Consider the following 22,050-nt stretch of genomic DNA (forward strand, 5'->3'; position numbering starts at 1 on the left):
GTATAATCCTGTTTAAAAAAGTGAAAACCCCCTCAAAAAAAACAGTTAAGAAAACCATAATCGTACTTTCTTTTTTTTGTTAATATTTTAATATTTAATAAGTCATAAATAATTGTATTTTTACGTTCGGTAAATACATGAAAAGTATGAGTAAAATCATTGCAATCGCAAATCAAAAAGGAGGAGTTGGAAAAACTACAACTTCTGTAAACTTAGCCGCTGCTTTGGGCGTATTAGAAAAAAAAGTATTACTTATTGATGCAGATCCACAGGCAAATGCCACATCTGGATTAGGTATTGATGTAGATAGTGTTGATATCGGAACCTATCAAGTACTTGAACATACTGCGACTGTAAAAGAGGCAATCATTAAAACTGAATCACCAAATGTTGATTTAGTTCCTGCTCATATTGACTTAGTAGCTATCGAAATTGAATTAGTAGATAAAATTGAGAGAGAATACATGCTTAAGAAATCTTTAAAAGAACTTGAAGATGATTATGATTATATTCTTATCGACTGTGCTCCTTCTTTAGGTTTAATTACGTTAAATTCTTTAGTAGCTTCTAATTCTGTAATTATCCCAATTCAATGTGAATATTTCGCATTAGAAGGATTAGGAAAATTATTAAACACTATTAAAAGTGTGCAAAAAATCCACAATAAAGAACTTGAAATTGAAGGATTACTTTTAACCATGTATGATGCCAGATTACGTTTATCTAATCAGGTAGTAGACGAAGTAAGAAAGCACTTTAACTCTATGGTTTTTGAAACTATAGTGCATAGAAATATTCGTTTAAGTGAAGCTCCTAGTTACGGAGAAAGTATAATTTCATATGATGCCACAAGTAAAGGTGCAGTAAATTATATTAATTTAGCAAATGAAATCATAAACAAGAACTCATAAAATGGCAAAAGCAACAAAGAAGCAAGCATTAGGAAGAGGATTATCAGCTTTGTTAAAAGAAACTGCAGAAGTAAATTCTGCTGCAGATGAAAATGCCGACAAAGTTGTTGGTAGTATTATTGAAATAGATTTAGAACTAATTGAGGTTAACCCTTTTCAACCAAGAACTTATTTTGATGAAGAGGCATTACAAGAATTAGCCAACTCTATTAAAGAGCTAGGTGTAATTCAACCAATTACAGTTAGAAAATTAGCTGAGGATAAATTTCAATTAGTATCTGGAGAAAGACGTTTTAGAGCTTCTAAATTAATAGGTAACAAAACAGTTCCTGCTTACATTCGTATAGCGAATGATCAAGAAATGCTAGAAATGGCATTAGTTGAAAACATTCAAAGAAAGAACTTAGACCCTATTGAAGTTGCCTTATCATACCAAAGGTTAATTGATGAAATAAAACTTACACAAGAACAATTAAGTGTTCGTGTTGGTAAAAAAAGATCTACGGTTACAAATTACTTACGTTTATTAAAGTTAGACCCAATTATTCAAACAGGAATGAGAGATGCTTTTATTTCTATGGGACATGGTAGAGCTTTAATTAATGTTGAAAGCCCTTCAGATCAATTAAAAATTTATGAGAAAATCTTACGTGATAAATTATCAGTAAGACAAACAGAAGATTTAGTTAGAGCTTTAAAAACCGGTAATATGGCTAAAGCTCAAAGCAAGAAAAAAACATTACCTACTTCTATTGCAAATAGTATGCAGGATTTAAATACTTTTTTCGACGCGAAAATAAATGTTACTGTTGGTAATAACGGAAAAGGTAAAATATCGATACCATTTAAATCGATAGAAGATTTTAACAGAATAAAAGAATTGCTTAAGTAATATTGAAAATACTTAATTACATACTAATATTTTTGGTGTGCACTAGTTTATATGCACAGAAAGATTCTACTAAAGTTCAGCAAGTTTCACAACTACAATTAGCAGGCCCAAGAGTACAATACAATCCATTATCACCTTCTAAAGCAGCTTTTTACTCTGCTATTTTTCCAGGTGCAGGACAAATTTATAACAATCGTTACTGGTGGCAACTTCCTTTAATTTATGGAGGTATGGCAACCAGTATCTATTTTTTTATAGATAACAGTAACGAATACGATAGATTTAGAACTGCTTTTCGATTAAGAAAAGCTGGTTTAACTGATGAATTTACTAATCCTGATGGAACACAAATTATTTCAGATGCCGGTTTAGAAAGTGCCCAACGTCAATTAAGACAAAACAGAGATTTATCACTGTTAACCACTGTATTAATTTATGTACTACAAATAGTTGAGGCCAGTGTTACTGCACACTTAATACAATTCGACGATAGTGATGATCTATCTTTAAGTCCGGCTGCTATACCAAGCAGAGACGCTTATGATGCTTCACCAAAAGTTGGTTTAACTTTAAAATATACTTTTTAAGATGAAAATAGCCTTATTAGGTTACGGAAGAATGGGTAAAGAAATTGAAAAAATTGCCCAAGAAAGAGGTCACGAAATTGTGATTAGAGATAATGGTGAAGAAACTTATGATATAAAATCAGCAGATGTAGCTATCGACTTTAGTATTCCTAATGCTGCTTTCAATAATATTACCAACTGTTTTAAGAATAATGTTCCTGTTGTATCGGGAACCACAGGATGGTTAGATAAATACGATGACGCTTTAGAGATTTGTAAAGCAAATAATGGTGGTTTTATCTATGCATCAAACTTTAGTTTAGGTGTAAATATTTTCTTCGAACTTAACAATCAGTTAGCAAAAATGATGAGCGCTTTAGATCAATATAAAGTTGATATCGAAGAAATTCATCATACTAAAAAATTAGATGCTCCAAGTGGTACAGCAATTACTTTAGCTGAAGGAATTATTGATAATTCTGAAAGAAAATCTTGGGAATTAGACGGAGAAGCAACTCAAGAAAATATTCCAATTACTGCAATTAGAACACCAGACGTACCAGGTACTCATACCATAAATTACAATTCTGTTGTAGATGCTATTGAAATTAAACATACGGCACACAATAGAAAAGGTTTTGCATTAGGAGCTGTTATAGCTGCTGAATGGCTACAAAACAAGCAAGGAGTATTTAGCATGAGAGATGTGTTAAACATTGGTTAAAACACTAGTACTGTTTTAACAAAAAAAGGTAGATTGCGTCTTAATATTGATCAAAAAATTAAACTAGAAAATTATGTCGTTTACAGGATGGTTTATTTTATTCTTAATAATTCAATTAATCCATTTTTTAGGAACATGGAAATTATACGTTAAAGCAGGAAGAAAAGCTTGGGAAGCTGCTGTTCCTGTATATAATGCCATCGTTTTATTAGGAATTATGAAAAGACCTAAATGGTGGGTTATTTTATTATTTATTCCAACTGTAAACTTAATTATGTTTCCAGTAATTTGGATTGAAACGTGTCGTAGTTTTGGTTTTAAAAGTACCAAAGATTCTATTTTAGCTATAGTTACTTTAGGATTTTATATTTTCTATATTTCTTACTTTAATGAACCTCAGTACGATCAAAAAAGAGCTTTAAAAGCTCCAACAACTGCAGGAGAATGGGTAAGTTCAATTGCGTTTGCAATAATAGCTGCTACTATAGTCCATAATTATTTTATTCGTCCTTACGTAATTCCATCTTCATCTTTAGAAAAAACATTACTAGTAGGAGATTATTTATTTGTAAGTAAGTTTCATTATGGTTCTAGAGTACCAATGACTACAGTTTCTTTACCTATGATTCATGATAGTATTCCTGGTTTAGGAACAAAGTCTTACTTATTTAGTGATGATTACGAAAACAGAAAAAACTCTTTAATTAATAAACTACAGCTACCTTATATGAGGTTACCTGGTTTAAAGAAAATTAAAAGAAACGATATTGTTGTTTTTGGTCAACCTGCAGATACTTTAAGAAATATGAATATTCTTACTTCTGACAGGAATTATTACAAACCAATAGACAAAAAAACTAACTTAGTAAAACGTTGTGTTGGTATTGCTGGTGATAGTTTAGAAATTAAAGACGGATATATCTACATCAACGGAAAAAGAACTGTACTACCAAAAAGTGCAAAACCACAATGGAATTTTATTGTAGATACTGAAGGACAAGAATTGTCTTCTGGCGATTTTAAACGTTATAATATTAGAGAAGCAAGAATTTTTAAAGATGGTAGATATTACCTGACTTTAACAGATGCTGAAGCTGCAGCTTTTAAAAAGAATCCTAAAGTTAAGAGTATTGAAAAATCTAATACACCTAAAGGATTTTACGATCCAGGAATTTTCCCTCACAATCCAAAATATGCTTGGTCTGGTGACAACTTTGGTCCTATTTATATTCCTAAAAAAGGAGCAACAGTTGAATTAAATGCTGAAACTATTCCTTTCTACAAAAGAATTATACAAGAATACGAAAGAAACGAATTGACATTTTTTGGTGATGATATTTACATCAATGGTAAAAAAGCAGATTCTTACACTTTTAAACAAGATTATTATTGGATGATGGGAGATAATCGTCAAAACTCTTTAGATGCAAGAGCTTGGGGGTATGTTCCTTTTGACCATGTAATTGGTACTCCTGTAATGGTTTGGTTTAGTTATGATAAAGATACTCGTAAAGTTCGTTGGGATAGAATGTTTACTACTGTTTCTAACGGAGAGTCTAAATCTTATTTTTGGTTTGGTATCGCAGCTGCATTAGGTATTTTTGCATTTGTATTTATGCCTAAGAAGAAAAAAACAAAATAATTTTGAGTCTTTTTATCCCCACATATTTTTCACCTATTGGTCAGTATGCTGCAATTTATCAATCTGACAGTATTGTTTTTGAAACACAAGATAACTTTCAAAAACAGACTTACAGGAACAGATGTTATGTATACGGAGCCAACGGTAAACTTTCTTTAAATATTCCTGTAAAGCATCTTAAAAGTACTTCTGGAAGAAAGAGAACAAAAGATATATTAGTTGAAAATGACTTTCCTTGGCAAAGTCAACATTTTAAATCAATAAAATCAGCTTATCAAACCTCTCCTTATTTTGAGTTTTTTGAAGATGATATCGTAAAAATCTTTGACAAAAAATATGTATATTTATTAGATTTAAATATTGATACGTATTTATTTGTTACAGATGCCTTGCAAATTTCACAAGAATATTCTAAAACAAAAGAATATGAAGTTTCACCTTCGATAAACGATTATAGGGAATTTTCGATCGCAAAGAACGGTGTTATAGTAGAAGTAGATGAATACACCCAAATGTTTGACCATAAACATGGGTTTATTTCTAATCTTTCTATTTTAGACCTCCTTTTTATGGAAGGTCCAAATGCGCTTACTTTTCTTGAGCGCATAAAGATTTAGTACAATTATATTTTCAATTTTTAAACTATGGAAATTGATATTATCACCGACCTATTAAGATCGTATTACAGTGAAATCTCTGATGAGGCCATTGAGAAGTTTTCTACAATTATTACCCAAAAAGAGTTTCTTAAAGATCATGTTGTAATAAAAAATGAATCTAGAACTACACGGTTTTACATTATAAAAACTGGAATTGTAGGAAGTTTTGCGCAACATAAACAAAGCGATAAAGAGTATATTAGAGCGATTCATAACGACAAAACAATATTTACTAACATTTCTTCGTTAGGGAACAATAACAAAAGCAGTTTTAACTATTATAAATGTTTATCTGACTGTATTGTTTACGAAGGGAGTTATCCTGAATTTATAAAACAAACGAGTTTAAATCATGAACTTTCTATTCTTTACAATAGGATTTTAGAAGATGCACTTTTAAAATCTCAAAAAAGAATAGATGAGTTATCATTTATGGATGCTACTCAAAGATATTTAGCATTAAAAAATAATATCCCCAATATAGAAAACCTTATAGCTCAATATCAAATAGCGAGTTATATTAGTGTTACCCCTGTACAGTTGAGTAGAATTCGAAAAAAAATGTATTCACAATAGAATGAAGAACGATTTTATTTATGATTTCTGTAAGATATATATGCCTGAAATATCTGAAGAATCTGTTAATGAATTTAAAAGTATACTAAAAGAACAAAGCTTCAAAAGCCAAGAAACTATTGCTTCTGAGCGTAATGCTCAGAAAAAGTTTTACATCATAACTGATGGTATTATTGCCAATTATTCTCAAGATAAAAGAACTACCAAAGAATATATTAGAGCCATATTATTTGACAAACATATCTTTGTTAACTTAACTGACATTGATTTTGCTGAAGATATCTCTACAGATTATTATAAGTCGTTAACCGATTCAAACTTTTTAGTTGGTGAAGTAGAAGATTTTTATGCTTTAGCTTTAAAAAACAATGAACTCTTCATTTTATTAAATAAGTTAAACTACGTTTCTATTTACTATTTACATAATAGATTAGACAGGCTTTCATTATTAGACGCTACAGATCGTTATTTAATTTTAAAGAAACGAATTCCTAATATTGAAAACTTAATTCCGCAATATCAAATAGCAAGTTATTTAAATATTACTCCTGTTCAGTTGAGTAGAATTCGAAAAAAATTATATTCAAATTAATTTATAAACAAATGTTTATCAATTAAATGCAAGTTTTAATCTAAATTTGTATGACGAAATAATTCCCTATAATTAGTCGTATAAAAGGCTTGCTTTATCCCCCATGTTAATGCAAGTCTTTTTAATTTTTAAACTTTCCTGCAAATCTTCCGATTAGAGCATTAAACTGCGTAGAAATTTTCAATTTATATACCACATATAAGTAAGCTACTAATATCAATACACTCTTAAGGATAATGTTAAGTAGTATATGAACTGGAATTTTTCCTAAATAAAGTTCAGGTATAGAAAAATCCCAAAAGTAGAAAGCTCCGAAAAACAGTAATATAATTGCAGTTATTTTATACGTCTGCTCGGTATATGGATTCATATTAAACTTTTCTTTCACAAACCATAGCTTAATCACATTAAAAACAAATAATGAAATTAGTGTTGATAATGCTAAACCTTCTGTTCCGAAGTCTAAAGAGAAATAAAATAATTTATTTAGTAAATACACAGAAGCTGCCATTCCTAATCCAATAGGAAGAATCATTCTGTAAAACTTCGAGTTGTTTATTATATCTCTATTGTTTCCTAACGACATAGTAAACATTTTCGCTAAAGAAATCATTAACACAACCATTTCTCCTCCCGAATATCCTTCTGGCATAATTCGAAATAATTGACTAATACTACAATTCACTAACAGGAAAAATAGCCCGCTAATTAGAATTAAGTTTAAAGAACTTTTTTGATATAAATTACTCACCTCTTTTTCATTATTCTCATTCAATGACTTTGAGGTTAATGGTTGTAAAATTTGTCCTAATGCTCTACCTGGAGCTTCAATAAAAGAACCTATATATACAGCTACAGCATAGTAACTTGCTTTTTTGATTTCTTCCTTTCCAGGAATCATTAACTTATCAATATCAATAATTATTGCTCCTGCACTTCCTGCTAAAAATATATAAGCAGAATATTTTAAAATCTCTTTTGTATTGGTTGGTAAACGAAAAGAAAGCTTAGGAAAATATACTTTAAATGCATAAAACATCATGATTAATGTTCTTACTATATAAAGTATCATTAACGTATATATAAACTCAGATTTGGTAATGAAACCCCAAAAAACAGCTAATAACAACACAAATACTACTGCTCTATTATAGAACTCTTTCAATACATTTCCTAAAACTGTTTTTAAATGCACTTTTGCCCAAGAATAAAACACCTCAAAGTATGCACAGCAAACAGCTATCACATAAATCACAAGCGTGTAATCTTCAACTTTATTATCATTTTTAGCATTTAAACGTGAGATTATAAAATCGTGAAAACCATCCCAAAAGAAACCTATGGGTAATGCGATTAATAACGGCAAAACAATTACTGATGATAAGAACTTATCTTTATCTTCTTGTGTTTGGTACGATGAGAAAAATTTAATAATTGTGTTATGAATACCAAAAGCAATTAATGGCATAAATAAATTAGACGCTGATAACAGGAATGTGATAAGTCCGTGATATTCATCTTGAAGAATATTAGGATAAAAAATAATAGCATTAATCGCTCCAATAGCAAAACCTAAGTAAATTACTATTGTATTCCTGAAAGATTGTTTAAAAATTATTCCCAATTTATTCTTTGATTACGGCTTTAATTATGTTTGATAATTTCTCAGTTAATTTTTTTCTATGAAAATATTCAACTCCTTCTGATGAAAGTTCTAAATTTCCGCTTTTATATTTCTTATATAAATCTGAAATTGTTTTTTTAGCCAACTGAGTATTTGAAAAGTCAATTGCTATTCCTGACTTTGTATTTGCTAAAATTTCAGCTAAATCTCCATCTTCAGGCGCAAAACCAATAATTGGCCTATTGGCTTGTAAATATTCAAATGTTTTACCAGGAATCATTTCTTTAGCACTTGGATAATCGTTTACTACAATTAAAAGTACTTGCGATTTTCGTTGATTCAATTTTGCTTCTATATGCGGAACATAACTAATACGCTTTACATCTTTAAAATTTCTTACAGCAATCTCATTGTCCCAAATAGAATCATCTAATTTACCAATAAATTTCAACTCTAAATCTTCTGCAAACTCTTTATTTTCTTCACACAATTCAGATAATGATTCCCATAATGCATTCGGGTTTCTTTCCGAATTCATAGAACCGATATGCGTAATACTAAATTTTTCATCTAATGTATAGGCTACAGTTTCTAAACTTTCTTCTGTATCGTAACCATTAGTTATTACATCTATCGCTTTATTGAAACCTACATACTTTTTCTTGGCGTGATTGCTTACCATAATTACCTGATCAGCTGCTCTAACGACTTCTTCTTCTAGTATGAAGTGTTTTTTTCGTGCTGATTTTGTTAACGGTAATAAATGAAAATAATCTATACTTGTCCATGGATCTCTAAAATCTGCAATCCACTTCACTCCTATTTTCTCCTTTAATCGTTTTCCTATAAGATGTAAACTGTGAGGCGGACCTGTAGTAATAATTGCATGAACAGTGTTATTAGATAAATAATTTTCTAACATTTTCACTGAAGGTTTCACCCAATATTTACGAGCATCTGGTATAAAATAATTTGCTCTTATGTACAGTAAAACTCTAGAAAGAAATGAAGGATTCGGATCTAAAAAACCAGCACTCTTTTCTGTTTCTTTCTTTTTAAACTTAGCTACAATATTATTTGGTTCAAAAATCGGACATTTAATTACTTCTATTCCTTCAGGAATATCAGCTGCTAAAGTCTCATCAATTGTTGGATAAAAAGGATTTTCTGCAGTAAAAACAACAGGTTCTATTCCAAAGTTTCTTAAATACTTTACAAACTTCAACCAACGTTGAACTCCCGGTCCACCTGCAGGCGGCCAATAATATGTTACAATTAAAACTTTCAATTTAAATTATAGTATAAATCTGTTAATGCTTTTGCAGTTATTTCCCAAACAAAATGATTTCTCACAAAGTCTTTTCCGTTATTTCCATATCGTTCTCGTAGTTCTTCACTTCGATATAATACTTTAACCTGAGCTGCGAAATCTTCACTATTACGTTCTTCATGTACTAAACCAGAATCGTATTTTTCTACTAATCTTTTTTGTGCTATGGCATCACTAACTACGATTGGTTTTCCAAATCCCATATATTGGAAAATTTTATTTGCATAAGCAACATCGTGTTGAATACTTCTTCGTAATGGCGAAATACAAACATCGCTAGCTTCTATATAAGATGGAAATAATTCTAAGTTTTGCCATCCTTCAAAATCAACATACGCCTCTACACCTAATTCTTTTACTCTTTGTTTCAAAACAGTATCTGTAGTATTTAAACCTACTATTACTAATTTAAGATTTGGAATTTCTTTAATTAAATTAGGCACAGCATTTATCGCCGTTAACAAACCTCTTCTAATGTTTGTATCTCCTAAATATAGAATAACGAAATTATTCTTATAACGTTGTATAATTTCTGAAGATATATTTGCCTCTTCGTAGAACGACTTATTAATTGTGTTGGGTACAAGTAAGACTTTTTCAGGTGAAGTTACACGATCTTTTAATTGATCAACAAATTCTTGTGAAACTGTTAGTACTTTAGTTGCTTGTTCTAAAAACACATCTTCTTTTTGCTTCCACTTTTTAGGAGAAATAATGTATTTCCCAGGAAATTTCTGAAGATGTGGATAAAACTTCATATTCTCAGGAAGATTATCATGAACATCTAAAACAACTGGTAAGTTAAAATGTTTATTTGCTGAAAAAACTGCTTCTGCAACTCTAATATCATGACAATGTAAAGCTTCTATACTATTTTTAATGACAAAGTCTTTAATCTTCTTTCTCATCATCATTGTATAAAAAGGAACAGTATAAGCTAAAGCAGATAGTTTATATTCTAATTTAGAACTCATGTATCTTCTTACCTGTATTCCTTTTACCTCTTCATTTAAAAGTTGCTCGCCATAGGTTAAGCAAAATAAGTATACCTCATGTCCACCTTTGATAAGTTCTATCGCTTCATTTTCCACTCTTGGATCTGGAGGATATACATTATCAAGTATCATTCCTATTTTCATAATAAAATTGCTTTAGCAAAAAAAGAAATTTAATTAGAAACAAATCTATTGATTATTAATAGAACATTAAGTAAAAGTTGGAAATAAAAAAAGGAGTGAACACTCCTTAGAATAATTTTTCAATCGCCATTTTCCCGCGGAATATTTTCTTAGTCTTTTCGTTGTACAAATTTAGCTTTGACAACTATATTTTAAAAGTTTTATATTGCACTTTTTATAAAATGTATGCAATCTTCTTCGTTATTACGAAGAAAAACAACCAAATAATCCGCTATAACTTGAAAGAAAAAATATTCTTTTTATTTTTTTTCGTGCTCTTCATTTGTACTTCTCAAAACACAACTGAAAGTTATAATTCTATATTACGAGAGCTTAAAAACTCTGATTTAGATAGCTTTTATAACTACGGAAAAAGATTACGAAACTCAAAAGACATTTGCGAAAGACTTTTAGGAAAAAACGCTGAAATCTACTACAATTATAGATTAAACAATTTCCGTGAAGTTGAAAAAATGTCTGAACAAATCTTGCATGAAACTGATTCAATTTTAAAAATTACACCAGATCTTTTTTGTGTTTTAAATCAAAAAGCTTCTGCACTAAATAGAGCATTTTGGACTTACAAAAATTTAGAAGAGTATGAAAAAGCATATCATAAACTAGATGAACTTTCTGATTTTGTAAAGTCAATAGAAAATCCAGAGTTTAACACTTTTTATTACCTTGTTACTATAGACATTTGTAGAGTATATATTAAGAATGAACTTGGAATGGAAGATGAATCTGTTGTTATTTTAAAAAGATTACTTTCAAAAATTAAGACAAAAGAAAATGAAATAGATTCTGATTTACAAAACAGTTTTTTACTAAGCAAAAAGGCAGATGTTAATAATTTATTAGGTCAAACTTATTTAGCTTTAGGAAGAAAAGAAAAGCAAGAAAGATTAATTGATTCTGGATCTCAATATTTTGGGAAAGCATATGAGTATGCAAAACTTTTTAATCCTCCTCATCCAGATACTGACTTGATGTATGCTTTAAAAATGACTGAAGTTCGCATTTCTCAAGAGAAATATCTTAAAGCCTTGAAACTAATTAACGATTATAGTAAAATAAACAACGGCTATAAATACCAAGAAGAAGAATTCTTAAAAAAAGCGATTTGTTATCATAACTTAAAGCAATCAGATTCTGCTATTTTTTACGCACAAAAATTAATTCGTCTTCCTAACATAAAGAAAAGTTGCTTGATTACAGGTTATGATATTCTCTCTAATGAATATAAACTCAATAAGAAATTAGATAGCGCTTTTAAGTATTCTGAATTAACCTTAAAGGAATTCGACAATGCTAGAGCTCAAAAAGATAAAACTTATCAGTTATTATACGATAACGACATTGAAAAAATAAAACAACTAAATAGAGCTATTATAGCTGGTGAAAAAAGTAAAAACAAGAACATCATACTTTTATCAATGCTTATCATTTTGGGTGGTTCAGTATTTTTCTTACTTAAAAGAAAAAAATATAAAAAAGAATTTATTAAAAAACAGCCTGAAGAAAAACAAGTAATAACTGAAAAGCAAGATCAAAGAGAGGTTCAAAAAGTAGCTTATAATATTGATGTTGATCTTGAGAATAAAATCTTAGCAAAAATTGATGCTACAGATAAAGATCTTAGCTTTTTAAGTTCAGACTTCACTATAAATACACTTGCTAAAGAGCTAGATACAAATTCAACATATATTTCTTTTATTTTTAATAAAGCAAAAAAAGAAACGTTCAAACAATATTACAGCAGAAAAAAAATTGAGTATATCGTAGCTTTATTAAAAGAAAATAAAGTGTATAGAAATTACTCTGTACAAGCTTTAGCTGAAGAAGTAGGCTACGCTAATGCTTCAGCTTTTGCTAGAGTTTTTAAAAAGTATATGGATAGTACTCCTTCAGCTTTTATTAAGAATCTAAAGGAGTAATTTTTTTACGTTCGAAAAAATACCAACCTAAAGGAATTACAATTAGTAAAACATAAAATAACATGGCTATTTTACCTCCAGTTTTTATTACCTGAGGTTCAAACTTAAATTCTATTTTATGTTCACCTGCAGGAATATTCATTCCTCTAAGTACATAATTAACTTGGTAATGTGGCATTAGTTTTCCATCAACATAAGCATTCCAACCATCTTTATAAAAGATTTCTGAAAACACTGCAAATTGATCGTTTTTCGTATTACTTTTATACGTAAGATGATTTGGTTTATATGTTGTTAAACTGATTGTTGATAAAGAGTCTGTTTTAAAACTAGTAGTTCCTGAATAATCTTGCCTTCTAATTACTGCAACTTCTTTAGTATTTATCTCGTCTAACGCTTTCATTTCATCGTTAGCAGAATCTACTTCTTGTAAACTAGAAATAAACCACGCATTACCATTCGCTTTATCATTCAATTGAACTTCTGTTTCGCTTCCAATCAAATACTTTGTATTTAACATATTAAGAATCTCGAAGTTATTTTTTGCTATTTGATATTCAAAAAGCTCTTGATATCTCATCATTTTCGCTGCATGATAACCTCCAATAGAATTATGGAAATAAGAAGTTCGTCCTTCGTTTGTGATATTCGCTGCAAAATTAGCTACTCTATAATGAGATTTATCACGTAAAATCTTTTTATCTGCTTCATTAGCCGTGAATGGTCGTTGTACATTTCTTGCTGAAGTAAAATCCTCTTCATTTACATATCTTAAATCTGTACTTAGTAAATCAAAAAGAATTAAAACTGCTGTTATTCCTAACACTGGAACAAACTTTACTTTTTCTTTGATAAAGAACCATAATGTTCCTCCAGATAAAGCTACAAGTAATAACGATCGGAATGTATCTGAATATAACATTGATTTTCGATCAGCAATTAAAGCATCGATAAGTGATGGTAATTGTTTGTACTGACCATCTCGTATTCCTTCGAATGTTGATGACATTAAAGCTAATACTAATCCTAAAACAATAATTCCTCCAGTTACGGCAAGAGCTTTTATTAACAATTGTTGTTTTTCGTCTTTTGAAATTTTAGAACTAAAGAATTCTCTCAATCCTAAAATTCCAAGTAACGGAACACACAACTCTGCTATTACTTGTATCGATGAAACCGCTCGGAATTTATTGTACAACGGAACATAATCAATAAATAAATCGGTAAGAATCGAGAAGTTTTTACCCCAACTTAGTAGTAATGAGAATATCGTCGCACTTACCAACCAATATTTTAATTTTCCTCTGACAAAGAAAACTCCAAGGAAAAATAAAAACCAAATAACTGCTCCGATATATGCTGGCGCTTCTACAATCGGTTGAGTTCCCCAATACGTTAAAACTTGTTCTGAATAATCTTTTGCTACTTTTTTACCCGCACTTTCTTCAATTACTTGATAAAAATTAGAACTTTCATCTAGCTTTTCTACTGTTCCACCTCCCATGTATCGAGGCACAATAAGATTGAACGTTTCTAAAATACCATAACTATATTCAGTAATATAAGCTTTATCTAAACCTTTCGTTTTTTCTTTAGGAGTTCCATCTGGATTAATAGTTAATTCTGATTTTCCTCTTGTACTATAGTTTGCATATTCCTTAGTTGATAATAAACGTGTAGCATTAGTACCTATTCCAATGATAAAAGCTACCAATAAAATTCCAACTTGTTTTGAAAATTCTGGCAGTTGTCTTTTCTTAAAAGCATCTATAGCTTCTACAATTCCTAAAATCAATAAACAAAAACCTAAATAGTACGTCATTTGAATATGATTCGCTACTATTTCTAAGGCCATACCTAAAGCAGTAACTATAAAGCCAAGTAAATACCTTTTTTGAAAAACATACAAAACTCCAGCTACAACCACAGGCATGTAAGCAATTGCATGTGCTTTAGCATTATGTCCGGCTCCGAAAATAATGATTAAGTATGTAGAAAACCCAAAGGATAAACTTCCTAAAATGGCTAATTTCCAGTCTACTTTTAATGCATTTAACAACAAAAAGAAACCAAGGAAATACAAAAATAAATAGTCTGCTGGTCTAGGTAAAAAACGTAAAGCGTAATCTATTTGTTTAATTAAATCGTTTGGAAATTTTGCTCCTACCTGATACGATGGCATTCCACTAAAAGCATTACCAATCCAATAAGGTTCTGCATTTTCTTTCGCTCGGAAATCATTCATTTCCTTTGCCATTCCAATATATTGGGTAATATCGCTTTGTTTGATTTGTTTGCCTCCTAAAACAGGATTAAAGTATAGCAATGCAGCAATCATAAACAATACGATTGCACCTAAATGGGGTAAATATTTAGTGAATTTCATGTTAGTCTAGTTCTTCAAAATCAATATATTCACCTACTGATTTATCACTTTGTTTGGTTGAGTTTGGTTTTTTGTCAATTATTGTTTCTCCAATTTTTACATCATTTTTATTTGTAGCTTGACGGTTTTGATTTCTCATTTTTTCTTCCATCTTACTCATCGCCTTCTTCATTAAATAAGGAGCAAATAGTCTTGCTAAAAATTTAAAAGAATAGTAAATTATACCAATAATAAGAAGTGTTTTTATTAAACCCATATAATTTATATTGCAGTATCTTAAGTTATAGTTTTTCTAAAATTCCATCAAAAATAACAATTTGAAGCAAAACCTTGCGTTAATAGTTTGGTAAACTTAACGGATTGATATTTTTACTGTATGTTTGTAACTGTTGTAAATTGTATGTGTTGAATATGATGAAAAGATTTTTTTATGTACTCCAATTATTGGTTGCAATTCCTTTATTTGCTCAATATACTGATGTAATTAACTCTAATAGACCTGGTTTTTCTGAGAGTCCTTACAGTGTTGGTATTGGTGTTTATCAATTAGAAACTAGTATTTTTCATCGACAATTCGAAGCACAAACACCTATATTTAGTAATCCTAGAGCAACTGGATTAGACTTACATTTTAGAATGGGGGCTTTTGATGAAAAGTTAGAATTCAATCTAACCACTTCTATTCAACAAAGTCAATTTGCTTTTACTAACGTATTTCAATCAACAAGATCTGAATTTGGTTTAGGTCAATTAACAATTGCTGCTAAATATTTAGTTTTTAAACCTAAATATCAAGATAAATCTAAGGAAATTAGAAGCTGGAAAAAAAGACATTCTTTTGATTGGAAAAGATGGATTCCTCACGTAGCTGTTTATGGAGGAATAAATTTTGGTCCGGTTCTAGACGATTTTCACGCCAGAGGAGGTATTACTCCTAAAATTGGTGTATTACTACAAAATGAGTTTTCACACAAACTTAATGTAGTTACTAATATTTACTATAATTATATGTTTGGTGATTTACCTGAATTCTCTTACGTAGTTACTGGTACATATAACTTTAACGATAAATGGTCTGGTTTTGCTGAACATCAAGCTTTATTTAATAAAAACGAAAATCAGAGTAATTTAGGTGTGGGTGCTGCATATTTATTTAACAAAAACTTACAGATTAATTCTTCTCTTCGAGGAACATTTCAAGAAGAAACTGTAGGATTTTATGGAAGTATTGGAGTTTCTTACAGAATTGACAAACACGTAGATCAATTTGAAGAATTAGATGAATTTGGAAATAAAATTGAAGACGACGAAGTTCAAACGTACAATAAAGGATTCTTTGGTAGACTTTTCGATAAAATTGGAAACTTATTTAAGAAGAAAGATAAGAGAGAACCTCAGTTAGAAGAAGGAACTAAACCTGAAGAAGTTGAAGAAAAGCCTAGAGGAAGAACTCGTCAGAAATCTATTCTTGATGATCTAACTAAGAAAGACGAAAAGGCTAAAAAGAAAACAACTAAAGAGCAAAAGAAAGCCGAGAAGAAAAAGAAGAAAGCAGAAGAAAAGGCAAAACGAAAAGCTGAAAAAGCAAAAGCTAAAGAAGAAAAGAAAAAGAAAAAAGAGCAAGAAAAATTAGAAAAAGAAATTAGAAAACTAGAAGAAGAACTGAAAAAAGAAGAGGAAGAAGAAAAAAAGAAACAAGAAAAGAAAAAGAAAAAGGACGATGATCAAAAAGAAGATCAGTAGAAATCATACATTTGCTTTATGATTGAACTGAAAGAAATAAAAACTAGAAAGGAAATAAAACAATTCGTTTTATTTCCTTTCTCTTTATACAAAGGCAACAAATACTGGGTTCCTCCTATCATAAATGATGAAATTAATAATTTTGATCCTTCAATAAACCCTGTATTTGAACACGCAGATGCTCGCCTTTTTGTTGCTATGAAAAACAAAAAAATTGTTGGACGAATTGCTATAATCATCAATAATTATGAAGTAGAACAACAAGGAATTAAGAAATTAAGATTTGGTTGGTACGAAGTAATCGATGATATAGAAGTTAGTAAAGCTTTAATTGATAAAGCTATCGAAATAGCAAAACAAAATAATCTTGAATACATTGAAGGTCCTGTAGGATTTAACAACTTAGATAAAACTGGAGTTCTTATAGAAGGTTTCGATCATCTTGGTACTATGATTACTTGGTACAGTCTTCCTTATTATAAAGAACACTTAGAGCAATTAGGTTTAGTAAAAGAAAAAGAATATTTAGAAAATAAATTTGAGTTTAAAAATGTTAATGCCCCTAAATATGAAAAAGCTGGAAATTTAATTCAGAAACGATATAACTTAAAAGAATTAACTTTTACCGCTACAAAAGATATTTTGCCTTACGTAGATGAAATGTTTGATCTTTTTAGCAAGTCATACTCAAAACTTTCTACTTACGTTCCTATTTCTAATGCACAAATAGAATTTTTCAAGAAAAAATATATATCGTTTATTAACCCTGAATACATCAAATTTGTTGTTGATAGTGATAACAAAATGGTTGGTTTTTCTATAGTAATGCCATCTTTCGCTAGAGCTTTACAGAAAGCTAAAGGAAAATTATTCCCTTTCGGATTATATCATCTGTTAAAAGCCAGAAAAAAGCCAAAAAATATTACATTCTACCTAATTGGAGTGCATCCAGATTACCAGAACAAAGGAGTTACTGCTATACTATTTAGAGAAAATATTAGAACCTTTACGGAAAAAGGAATTCAAAATTGTATTCGTACTCCAGAATTAGAAGATAACACAGCTATTTTCAAAATTTGGAAAGATTTTAAACCCGTAACGCACAAACGAAGAAGAACGTACAGATTAAATTTATAATGCAACTTTTTTATAATCCAGATATCACTGAAGAAACTCAGGAAATTATTTTCAATAAAGAAGAAAGTCGTCATATTGTAAAAGTACTTCGTAAAACTACAGACGACCATCTAACTATTACCAATGGAAACGGATTTCTGTTTACAGCTTCAATTGTAATTCCAAGTGACAAGAAATGTCTTGCAAAAATTATTAAGGTAGAACATCGTCCTAAAACATGGAAATACAATTTACATGTTGCCATTGCTCCTACAAAAAACATTGATAGATTAGAGTGGTTTATAGAGAAAGCTACTGAAGTTGGTATAGATGAAATCACACCTATTTTATGTCAGAATTCTGAAAGAAAGGTTGTAAAAGACGAGCGTTTACATAAAATTATGCTTTCTGCCATGAAACAATCTTTAAAATTGAATGCTGTAAAAATGAACCCATTAGTTAAGTTTTCTGATTTTATAAATACAGATCATAACGCTGATTTATTTGTTGCGCATTGTATACCTTCAGAAAAGAAAAGTCTAAAAAACATTGAGCGTTTTTCTTCTAACATCTTAGTGTTAATAGGACCTGAAGGTGATTTTTCTAAAGAAGAAGTAGATTCAGCTATAGCAAAAGGTTACACAGCAATTACACTTGGTGAAAGTAGATTACGAACTGAAACTGCTGCTTTAACTGCTGTTCAACACATCAATTTCTTACATATATAATTAACTATACATCAACAATATGGGGAAAAGCACCCTCTAAGTAAATTTTCTTAAATAATTAATTTTATTTAAATTTAGGTTCATAATCCCAATCAACCTAGGATAAATTTATGCAACTTACCCTTAACATTACTGACATATTCAATGTATTTTTGTTAGTCAGCGCATTAGTCGGTTTCTCTTTAAGTCTTTTCATGTTTTTCTCTAAATACGGAAAAGATAAGAGTCTACTATTCTTAAATTTAATGATTTTAACCATTGCGTTAAACAACTTCCAATCTTGGGTTTTAGCTTTAGAATTATTTCAACATAAATTTTCTTTATCTTATATACAAATTCCATGGCACTTTTTAAGTGCACCTTTCTTTTATGCATTCTTAGTGAATTACTTAGACATTGTTGATAAACAAAAGAAATTACTTAAATATTTCTTATTCACTTTTATTGTAATGTGTGTAGCACAAATAAGTTTTGTCATATTTGTTTCTGGTGGCGGCACAGTAGAAGAATTAAATTATGTTTATGAACGCTACACTTCTATAGAAGAAGTAATTAGTTTTGCCGGTTCTATAAGTGTTTTTGTATACTCTTTTTATGTACTTAAAAAGAAGGAGAATTTATTTCAGAAAATATTATCGTTCGATAATTTAAAATGGATTTACAACTTCTTTAGATTAACCGGATTTGTGTACTTACTTTGGATTTTTGCTTTGGTTATAAAGTTTAGTCTAAATTTTTCAGGCTTTATTTATTCTTATTATCCTTTACGTATTTCTACAACTACGATTATTTTCTATTTAGGTTATCAAGGACTTAAATATTTAAGAATTTTAAAAGAACGTAAACACATTAGAGAAGAAATTGAAGAGGAAGATGTTCTTGTTGAAGAAGTTAAAATTAACGATCAAGAGAAAGATCAATCGACTAGATATGAAGAACACTTTTTTAATGTTGATGCTTATGTACGTACAAAGAAAAAATTTTTACAACCTAAGTACACATTAAACAATCTTTCTAAGGATATAAATATTGGTACAAGTACCTTATCTGCCATTATAAATAACAACGCTAAGAAGAGTTTTGTTGATTATATTAATGAAATGAGAGTAGAACAAGCAAAAAAATTTTTACTCAATCCTAAATACGAAGATTATACAATTGCATCTATTGGTTTAGAGTCTGGATTTAACTCTAAATCTGCTTTTTACGATGTTTTTAAGAAACATACTGGATGCACTCCTCTAGCTTTTAAAAATGCAAACATTTAGTTTTTTACATTAAAAAATCAGTCCGAAATCGTCCAAATTAGATGTTTTAGGACTTCATTTGTCATCTCTAAATTATATTTACTATCAGATTGAATAAGGTTGTATTTCAAAGAAAACCATTTTATTCAATTTCTAAGATATATAGAGAGAGTTTTCTCTCTATGAAGAGGGAAAAGCCAAAACACTGTTTTTAAAAAACAGTGTTTTTTTTATATAAAGTTGTCCTAAAACGTCCAAACCATATGTTTTAGGAGTCTACTAATGAAGTTGTTACATATATTTGTAAACGAAAACTTACATAAACCGGTAAATATATTTAGGGATTAATATTTACTACTTTCTTCACAAAAAAAACACCATTGGAAGGGAATGGTGTTTTTTTTTTATCTTGCTGTTAGATTTAACTACTCTATGAGATTTACATTTATTATTTCAATATTCTTATTTCCATTAATTTTAAACTCTCAACAAATTGGTATTTTAAAATACGATGGTGGTGGTGATTGGTATGCAAATCCTACTTCGCTTCCTAACTTGATAAAATTTAGCAATCAAAATACTAAAACAGCTATTGACTCGAATATTGCAACTGTAAGTCCAGATAGTGAAGATCTATTTAGTTTACCTATAGTTTTTTTAACAGGTCATGGGAATGTTTATTTTGACGATAAAGCTGTTGAAAATTTAAGAAACTATTTAATTTCTGGTGGTTTTATTCATATATCAGATAATTATGGATTGGATAAATACATCAGAAGAGAAATGAAAAAAGTTTTTCCGAAACTAAGCTTTCAAGAAATTCCAACTTCACATCCTATATTTCATCAAACTTTTGATTTTCCAAAAGGATTACCTAAAATCCATGAACATGATAAGAAAGCTCCACAGGGTTTTGGTTTATTCTATGAAGGTAGATTAATTGCCTTTTATGATTATGAAAGTGACTTAAGTGATGGCTGGGAAGATAAAGCCATTCACAATAACCCAAATGAAGTTAGACAAAAAGCTTTAAAAATGGGATCTAATATTATCGAGTTTGCTTTTAAGAATTAAATTAAAGTTGTTTACCGTAATAGTTTAAATCAATCAGTTCTCCTTTCGTAGTTCTATAATCTTTAGTTAAAACACCTTCTAATGTAAAACCACATCTTTCTGCTAACGCTATACTCCTATAATTTTCTTTAGATATTCTACAGAATAGCTTTTTAAATTTATGCGCTTTCACAACGTTTTCTAACAAATAACGAAAACTCTTAGTAATAATTCCTGAACCTTCGAAATTAACGTCTATAAAAGCTCCTAACTCAGCTTTTGGGATATTCCAATCGATATTCTTAAAATCTATAAAGCCAATTAATTTTTCGTTATAAAAAATAAGATAAGGATAGTACTCTTTTAATTCAATTCTCTTTGCAATTGTTTCACAATAGGCAATTGTATCACTTTCTGTTTGCGTGTATTTAACTGTTCCTGCAAAAAAGTCTTCAAGTCTGTGTTTATTGGTCTGAATTAGCTCAAAAAATAGTTGAGCATCTTGAATCGTAAGTAATCGTATAGTAAAATCATCCATTTCCTTAGTAAATTTAATAATTCAAAGAAACGATTCGCTAAAAGAATAAATATTGATTCAAATCACGATTTTTTTATCCTACTCAAAGTTTCAGAAGCCATTCTTAAGTAATTTGCGATATGTTTATGTGGAATTTCTTGAAATAGCTCTGGATTTCTTTCTAAAGCTTTATAATAACGTTCTTCTGGCGATGTTAACAATAGGTCTTTTTCTCTTTCAAATTGATATAAAATGATTTCTTGTAATATTTCATTCCACAATTTTAAGTATTCTGGATTTCTATCTAAAAAATTATTGAATTCTTCTTTCGTGAGATAAAAAACAGTTGTCTTTTTCAATGCTTTAATCTCTAATTCACTATTGGTATTAGATAAAAAAGAATCGATAGCTGTTATTATTGAGCTTTTATATCCGAAATACAAAATATGCTCTTCTTCCTTATTTGTAAAGAAGACTTTTACACTACCAGAAGTTATAAAATAAATATTTGTATCTCGGGTTCCTTGAACTTTTAAAAACTCATCTCTTTTAAAGGATTTCTGTTTTGTTAAAATACCTTCTTTATAGATATGATCTCTTAATAACTGATAAGTTTTCAAAATCTATGA

General features: G+C 29.5%; 21 protein-coding genes. 14 read left to right on the plus strand and 7 right to left on the minus strand.

Translation table 11 applies throughout. From position 1 onward, the window contains the following. The first annotated feature begins 146 nt into the window (after nt 1-146). The 8 genes from Q1A15_RS13985 to Q1A15_RS14020 all read left to right on the plus strand — a co-directional run bounded on the left by Q1A15_RS13985 (nt 147) and on the right by Q1A15_RS14020 (nt 6,562). A complete protein-coding gene (locus Q1A15_RS13985) occupies nt 147-911 on the plus strand; it encodes an AAA family ATPase (protein WP_299625084.1) in 765 nt (254 codons plus the stop codon). A gap of 1 nt (nt 912) precedes the next feature. Continuing rightward, nucleotides 913-1,803: a ParB/RepB/Spo0J family partition protein gene (locus Q1A15_RS13990; protein ID WP_299625087.1), complete on the plus strand. Its 891-nt coding sequence runs from the start codon at nt 913-915 to the stop codon at nt 1,801-1,803. A gap of 35 nt (nt 1,804-1,838) precedes the next feature. Continuing rightward, nucleotides 1,839-2,390, plus strand: coding sequence for a DUF5683 domain-containing protein (locus Q1A15_RS13995; RefSeq protein WP_299625090.1), 552 nt, complete (start codon nt 1,839-1,841; stop codon nt 2,388-2,390). Nucleotide 2,391: 1 nt separating this feature from the next. After that, nucleotides 2,392-3,093, plus strand: a complete 702-nt coding sequence (dapB, locus tag Q1A15_RS14000) for a 4-hydroxy-tetrahydrodipicolinate reductase (protein WP_299625093.1) — start codon at nt 2,392-2,394, stop codon at nt 3,091-3,093. A 73-nt stretch (nt 3,094-3,166) separates the two neighbouring features. Then, nucleotides 3,167-4,735, plus strand: a complete 1,569-nt coding sequence (gene lepB / locus Q1A15_RS14005; protein WP_299625097.1) for a signal peptidase I — start codon at nt 3,167-3,169, stop codon at nt 4,733-4,735. A 2-nt stretch (nt 4,736-4,737) separates the two neighbouring features. Beyond that, a complete protein-coding gene (locus tag Q1A15_RS14010) occupies nt 4,738-5,352 on the plus strand; it encodes a WbqC family protein (RefSeq protein ID WP_299625100.1) in 615 nt (204 codons plus the stop codon). A 27-nt stretch (nt 5,353-5,379) separates the two neighbouring features. Further along, nucleotides 5,380-5,970, plus strand: coding sequence for a Crp/Fnr family transcriptional regulator (locus Q1A15_RS14015; RefSeq protein WP_299625103.1), 591 nt, complete (start codon nt 5,380-5,382; stop codon nt 5,968-5,970). Between the two features lies 1 nt (nt 5,971). Next, entirely contained in the window at nt 5,972-6,562 is a 591-nt protein-coding gene (locus Q1A15_RS14020) for a hypothetical protein (protein ID WP_299625106.1), read from the plus strand. A gap of 121 nt (nt 6,563-6,683) precedes the next feature. Here Q1A15_RS14020 and Q1A15_RS14025 read toward each other — a convergent pair whose 3' ends face one another. Genes Q1A15_RS14025 through Q1A15_RS14035 form a run of 3 tightly spaced genes read right to left on the minus strand, consistent with a single transcriptional unit; the run spans nt 6,684 to nt 10,655 of the window. Further along, nucleotides 6,684-8,186, minus strand: a complete 1,503-nt coding sequence (locus tag Q1A15_RS14025) for an oligosaccharide flippase family protein (RefSeq protein ID WP_299625109.1) — start codon at nt 8,184-8,186, stop codon at nt 6,684-6,686. Between the two features lies 1 nt (nt 8,187). Beyond that, nucleotides 8,188-9,474, minus strand: a complete 1,287-nt coding sequence (locus Q1A15_RS14030) for a glycosyltransferase family 4 protein (protein WP_299625112.1) — start codon at nt 9,472-9,474, stop codon at nt 8,188-8,190. Further along, the gene (locus tag Q1A15_RS14035; RefSeq protein WP_299625115.1) at nt 9,471-10,655 is read right to left on the minus strand and encodes a glycosyltransferase family 4 protein; all 1,185 of its coding nucleotides are present in this window, start codon (nt 10,653-10,655) and stop codon (nt 9,471-9,473) included. The genes Q1A15_RS14030 and Q1A15_RS14035 overlap by 4 nt, the downstream gene beginning before the upstream one ends. Nucleotides 10,656-10,933: 278 nt before the next feature. Here Q1A15_RS14035 and Q1A15_RS14040 point away from each other — a divergent pair, with 278 nt between their 5' ends. Then, a complete protein-coding gene (locus Q1A15_RS14040) occupies nt 10,934-12,631 on the plus strand; it encodes an AraC family transcriptional regulator (RefSeq protein ID WP_299625118.1) in 1,698 nt (565 codons plus the stop codon). Here Q1A15_RS14040 and Q1A15_RS14045 read toward each other — a convergent pair. Both Q1A15_RS14045 and Q1A15_RS14050 read right to left on the minus strand, forming a co-directional pair. Further along, the gene (locus tag Q1A15_RS14045) at nt 12,612-15,017 is read right to left on the minus strand and encodes a YfhO family protein (protein WP_299625128.1); all 2,406 of its coding nucleotides are present in this window, start codon (nt 15,015-15,017) and stop codon (nt 12,612-12,614) included. The genes Q1A15_RS14040 and Q1A15_RS14045 overlap by 20 nt on opposite strands. 1 nt (nt 15,018) lies before the next feature. Further along, entirely contained in the window at nt 15,019-15,273 is a 255-nt protein-coding gene (locus Q1A15_RS14050; RefSeq protein ID WP_299625131.1) for a DUF4834 family protein, read from the minus strand. 155 nt (nt 15,274-15,428) lie between these two features. Between Q1A15_RS14050 and Q1A15_RS14055 the strand changes: the two genes are divergently transcribed. From Q1A15_RS14055 to Q1A15_RS14075, 5 genes are all read left to right on the plus strand, one after another. Continuing rightward, nucleotides 15,429-16,760 carry a transporter gene (locus tag Q1A15_RS14055; RefSeq protein ID WP_299625134.1) on the plus strand — a complete coding sequence of 444 codons (1,332 nt, stop codon included), beginning with the start codon at nt 15,429-15,431 and terminating at the stop codon, nt 16,758-16,760. An 18-nt stretch (nt 16,761-16,778) separates the two neighbouring features. Next, complete coding sequence (locus tag Q1A15_RS14060) at nt 16,779-17,897, plus strand: GTP cyclohydrolase (protein ID WP_299625137.1); 1,119 nt, start codon at nt 16,779-16,781, stop codon at nt 17,895-17,897. Beyond that, nucleotides 17,897-18,604 carry a 16S rRNA (uracil(1498)-N(3))-methyltransferase gene (locus Q1A15_RS14065; protein ID WP_299625140.1) on the plus strand — a complete coding sequence of 236 codons (708 nt, stop codon included), beginning with the start codon at nt 17,897-17,899 and terminating at the stop codon, nt 18,602-18,604. The genes Q1A15_RS14060 and Q1A15_RS14065 overlap by 1 nt, the downstream gene beginning before the upstream one ends. A 110-nt stretch (nt 18,605-18,714) precedes the next feature. Beyond that, nucleotides 18,715-19,872: a helix-turn-helix domain-containing protein gene (locus Q1A15_RS14070; RefSeq protein ID WP_299625143.1), complete on the plus strand. Its 1,158-nt coding sequence runs from the start codon at nt 18,715-18,717 to the stop codon at nt 19,870-19,872. Nucleotides 19,873-20,283: 411 nt separating this feature from the next. Next, nucleotides 20,284-20,925 carry a DUF4159 domain-containing protein gene (locus tag Q1A15_RS14075; protein ID WP_299625145.1) on the plus strand — a complete coding sequence of 214 codons (642 nt, stop codon included), beginning with the start codon at nt 20,284-20,286 and terminating at the stop codon, nt 20,923-20,925. A 1-nt stretch (nt 20,926) separates the two neighbouring features. Here the strand turns inward: Q1A15_RS14075 and Q1A15_RS14080 are convergent, their stop codons facing one another. Then, nucleotides 20,927-21,442 carry a GNAT family N-acetyltransferase gene (locus tag Q1A15_RS14080; protein WP_299625147.1) on the minus strand — a complete coding sequence of 172 codons (516 nt, stop codon included), beginning with the start codon at nt 21,440-21,442 and terminating at the stop codon, nt 20,927-20,929. Nucleotides 21,443-21,504: 62 nt separating this feature from the next. Beyond that, the gene (locus Q1A15_RS14085) at nt 21,505-22,041 is read right to left on the minus strand and encodes a Crp/Fnr family transcriptional regulator (protein WP_299625149.1); all 537 of its coding nucleotides are present in this window, start codon (nt 22,039-22,041) and stop codon (nt 21,505-21,507) included. Between the last annotated feature and the right edge of the window lie 9 nt (nt 22,042-22,050).

The sequence above is a fragment of the uncultured Tenacibaculum sp. genome, assembly GCF_947495995.1.
Lineage (GTDB): Bacteria > Bacteroidota > Bacteroidia > Flavobacteriales > Flavobacteriaceae > Polaribacter.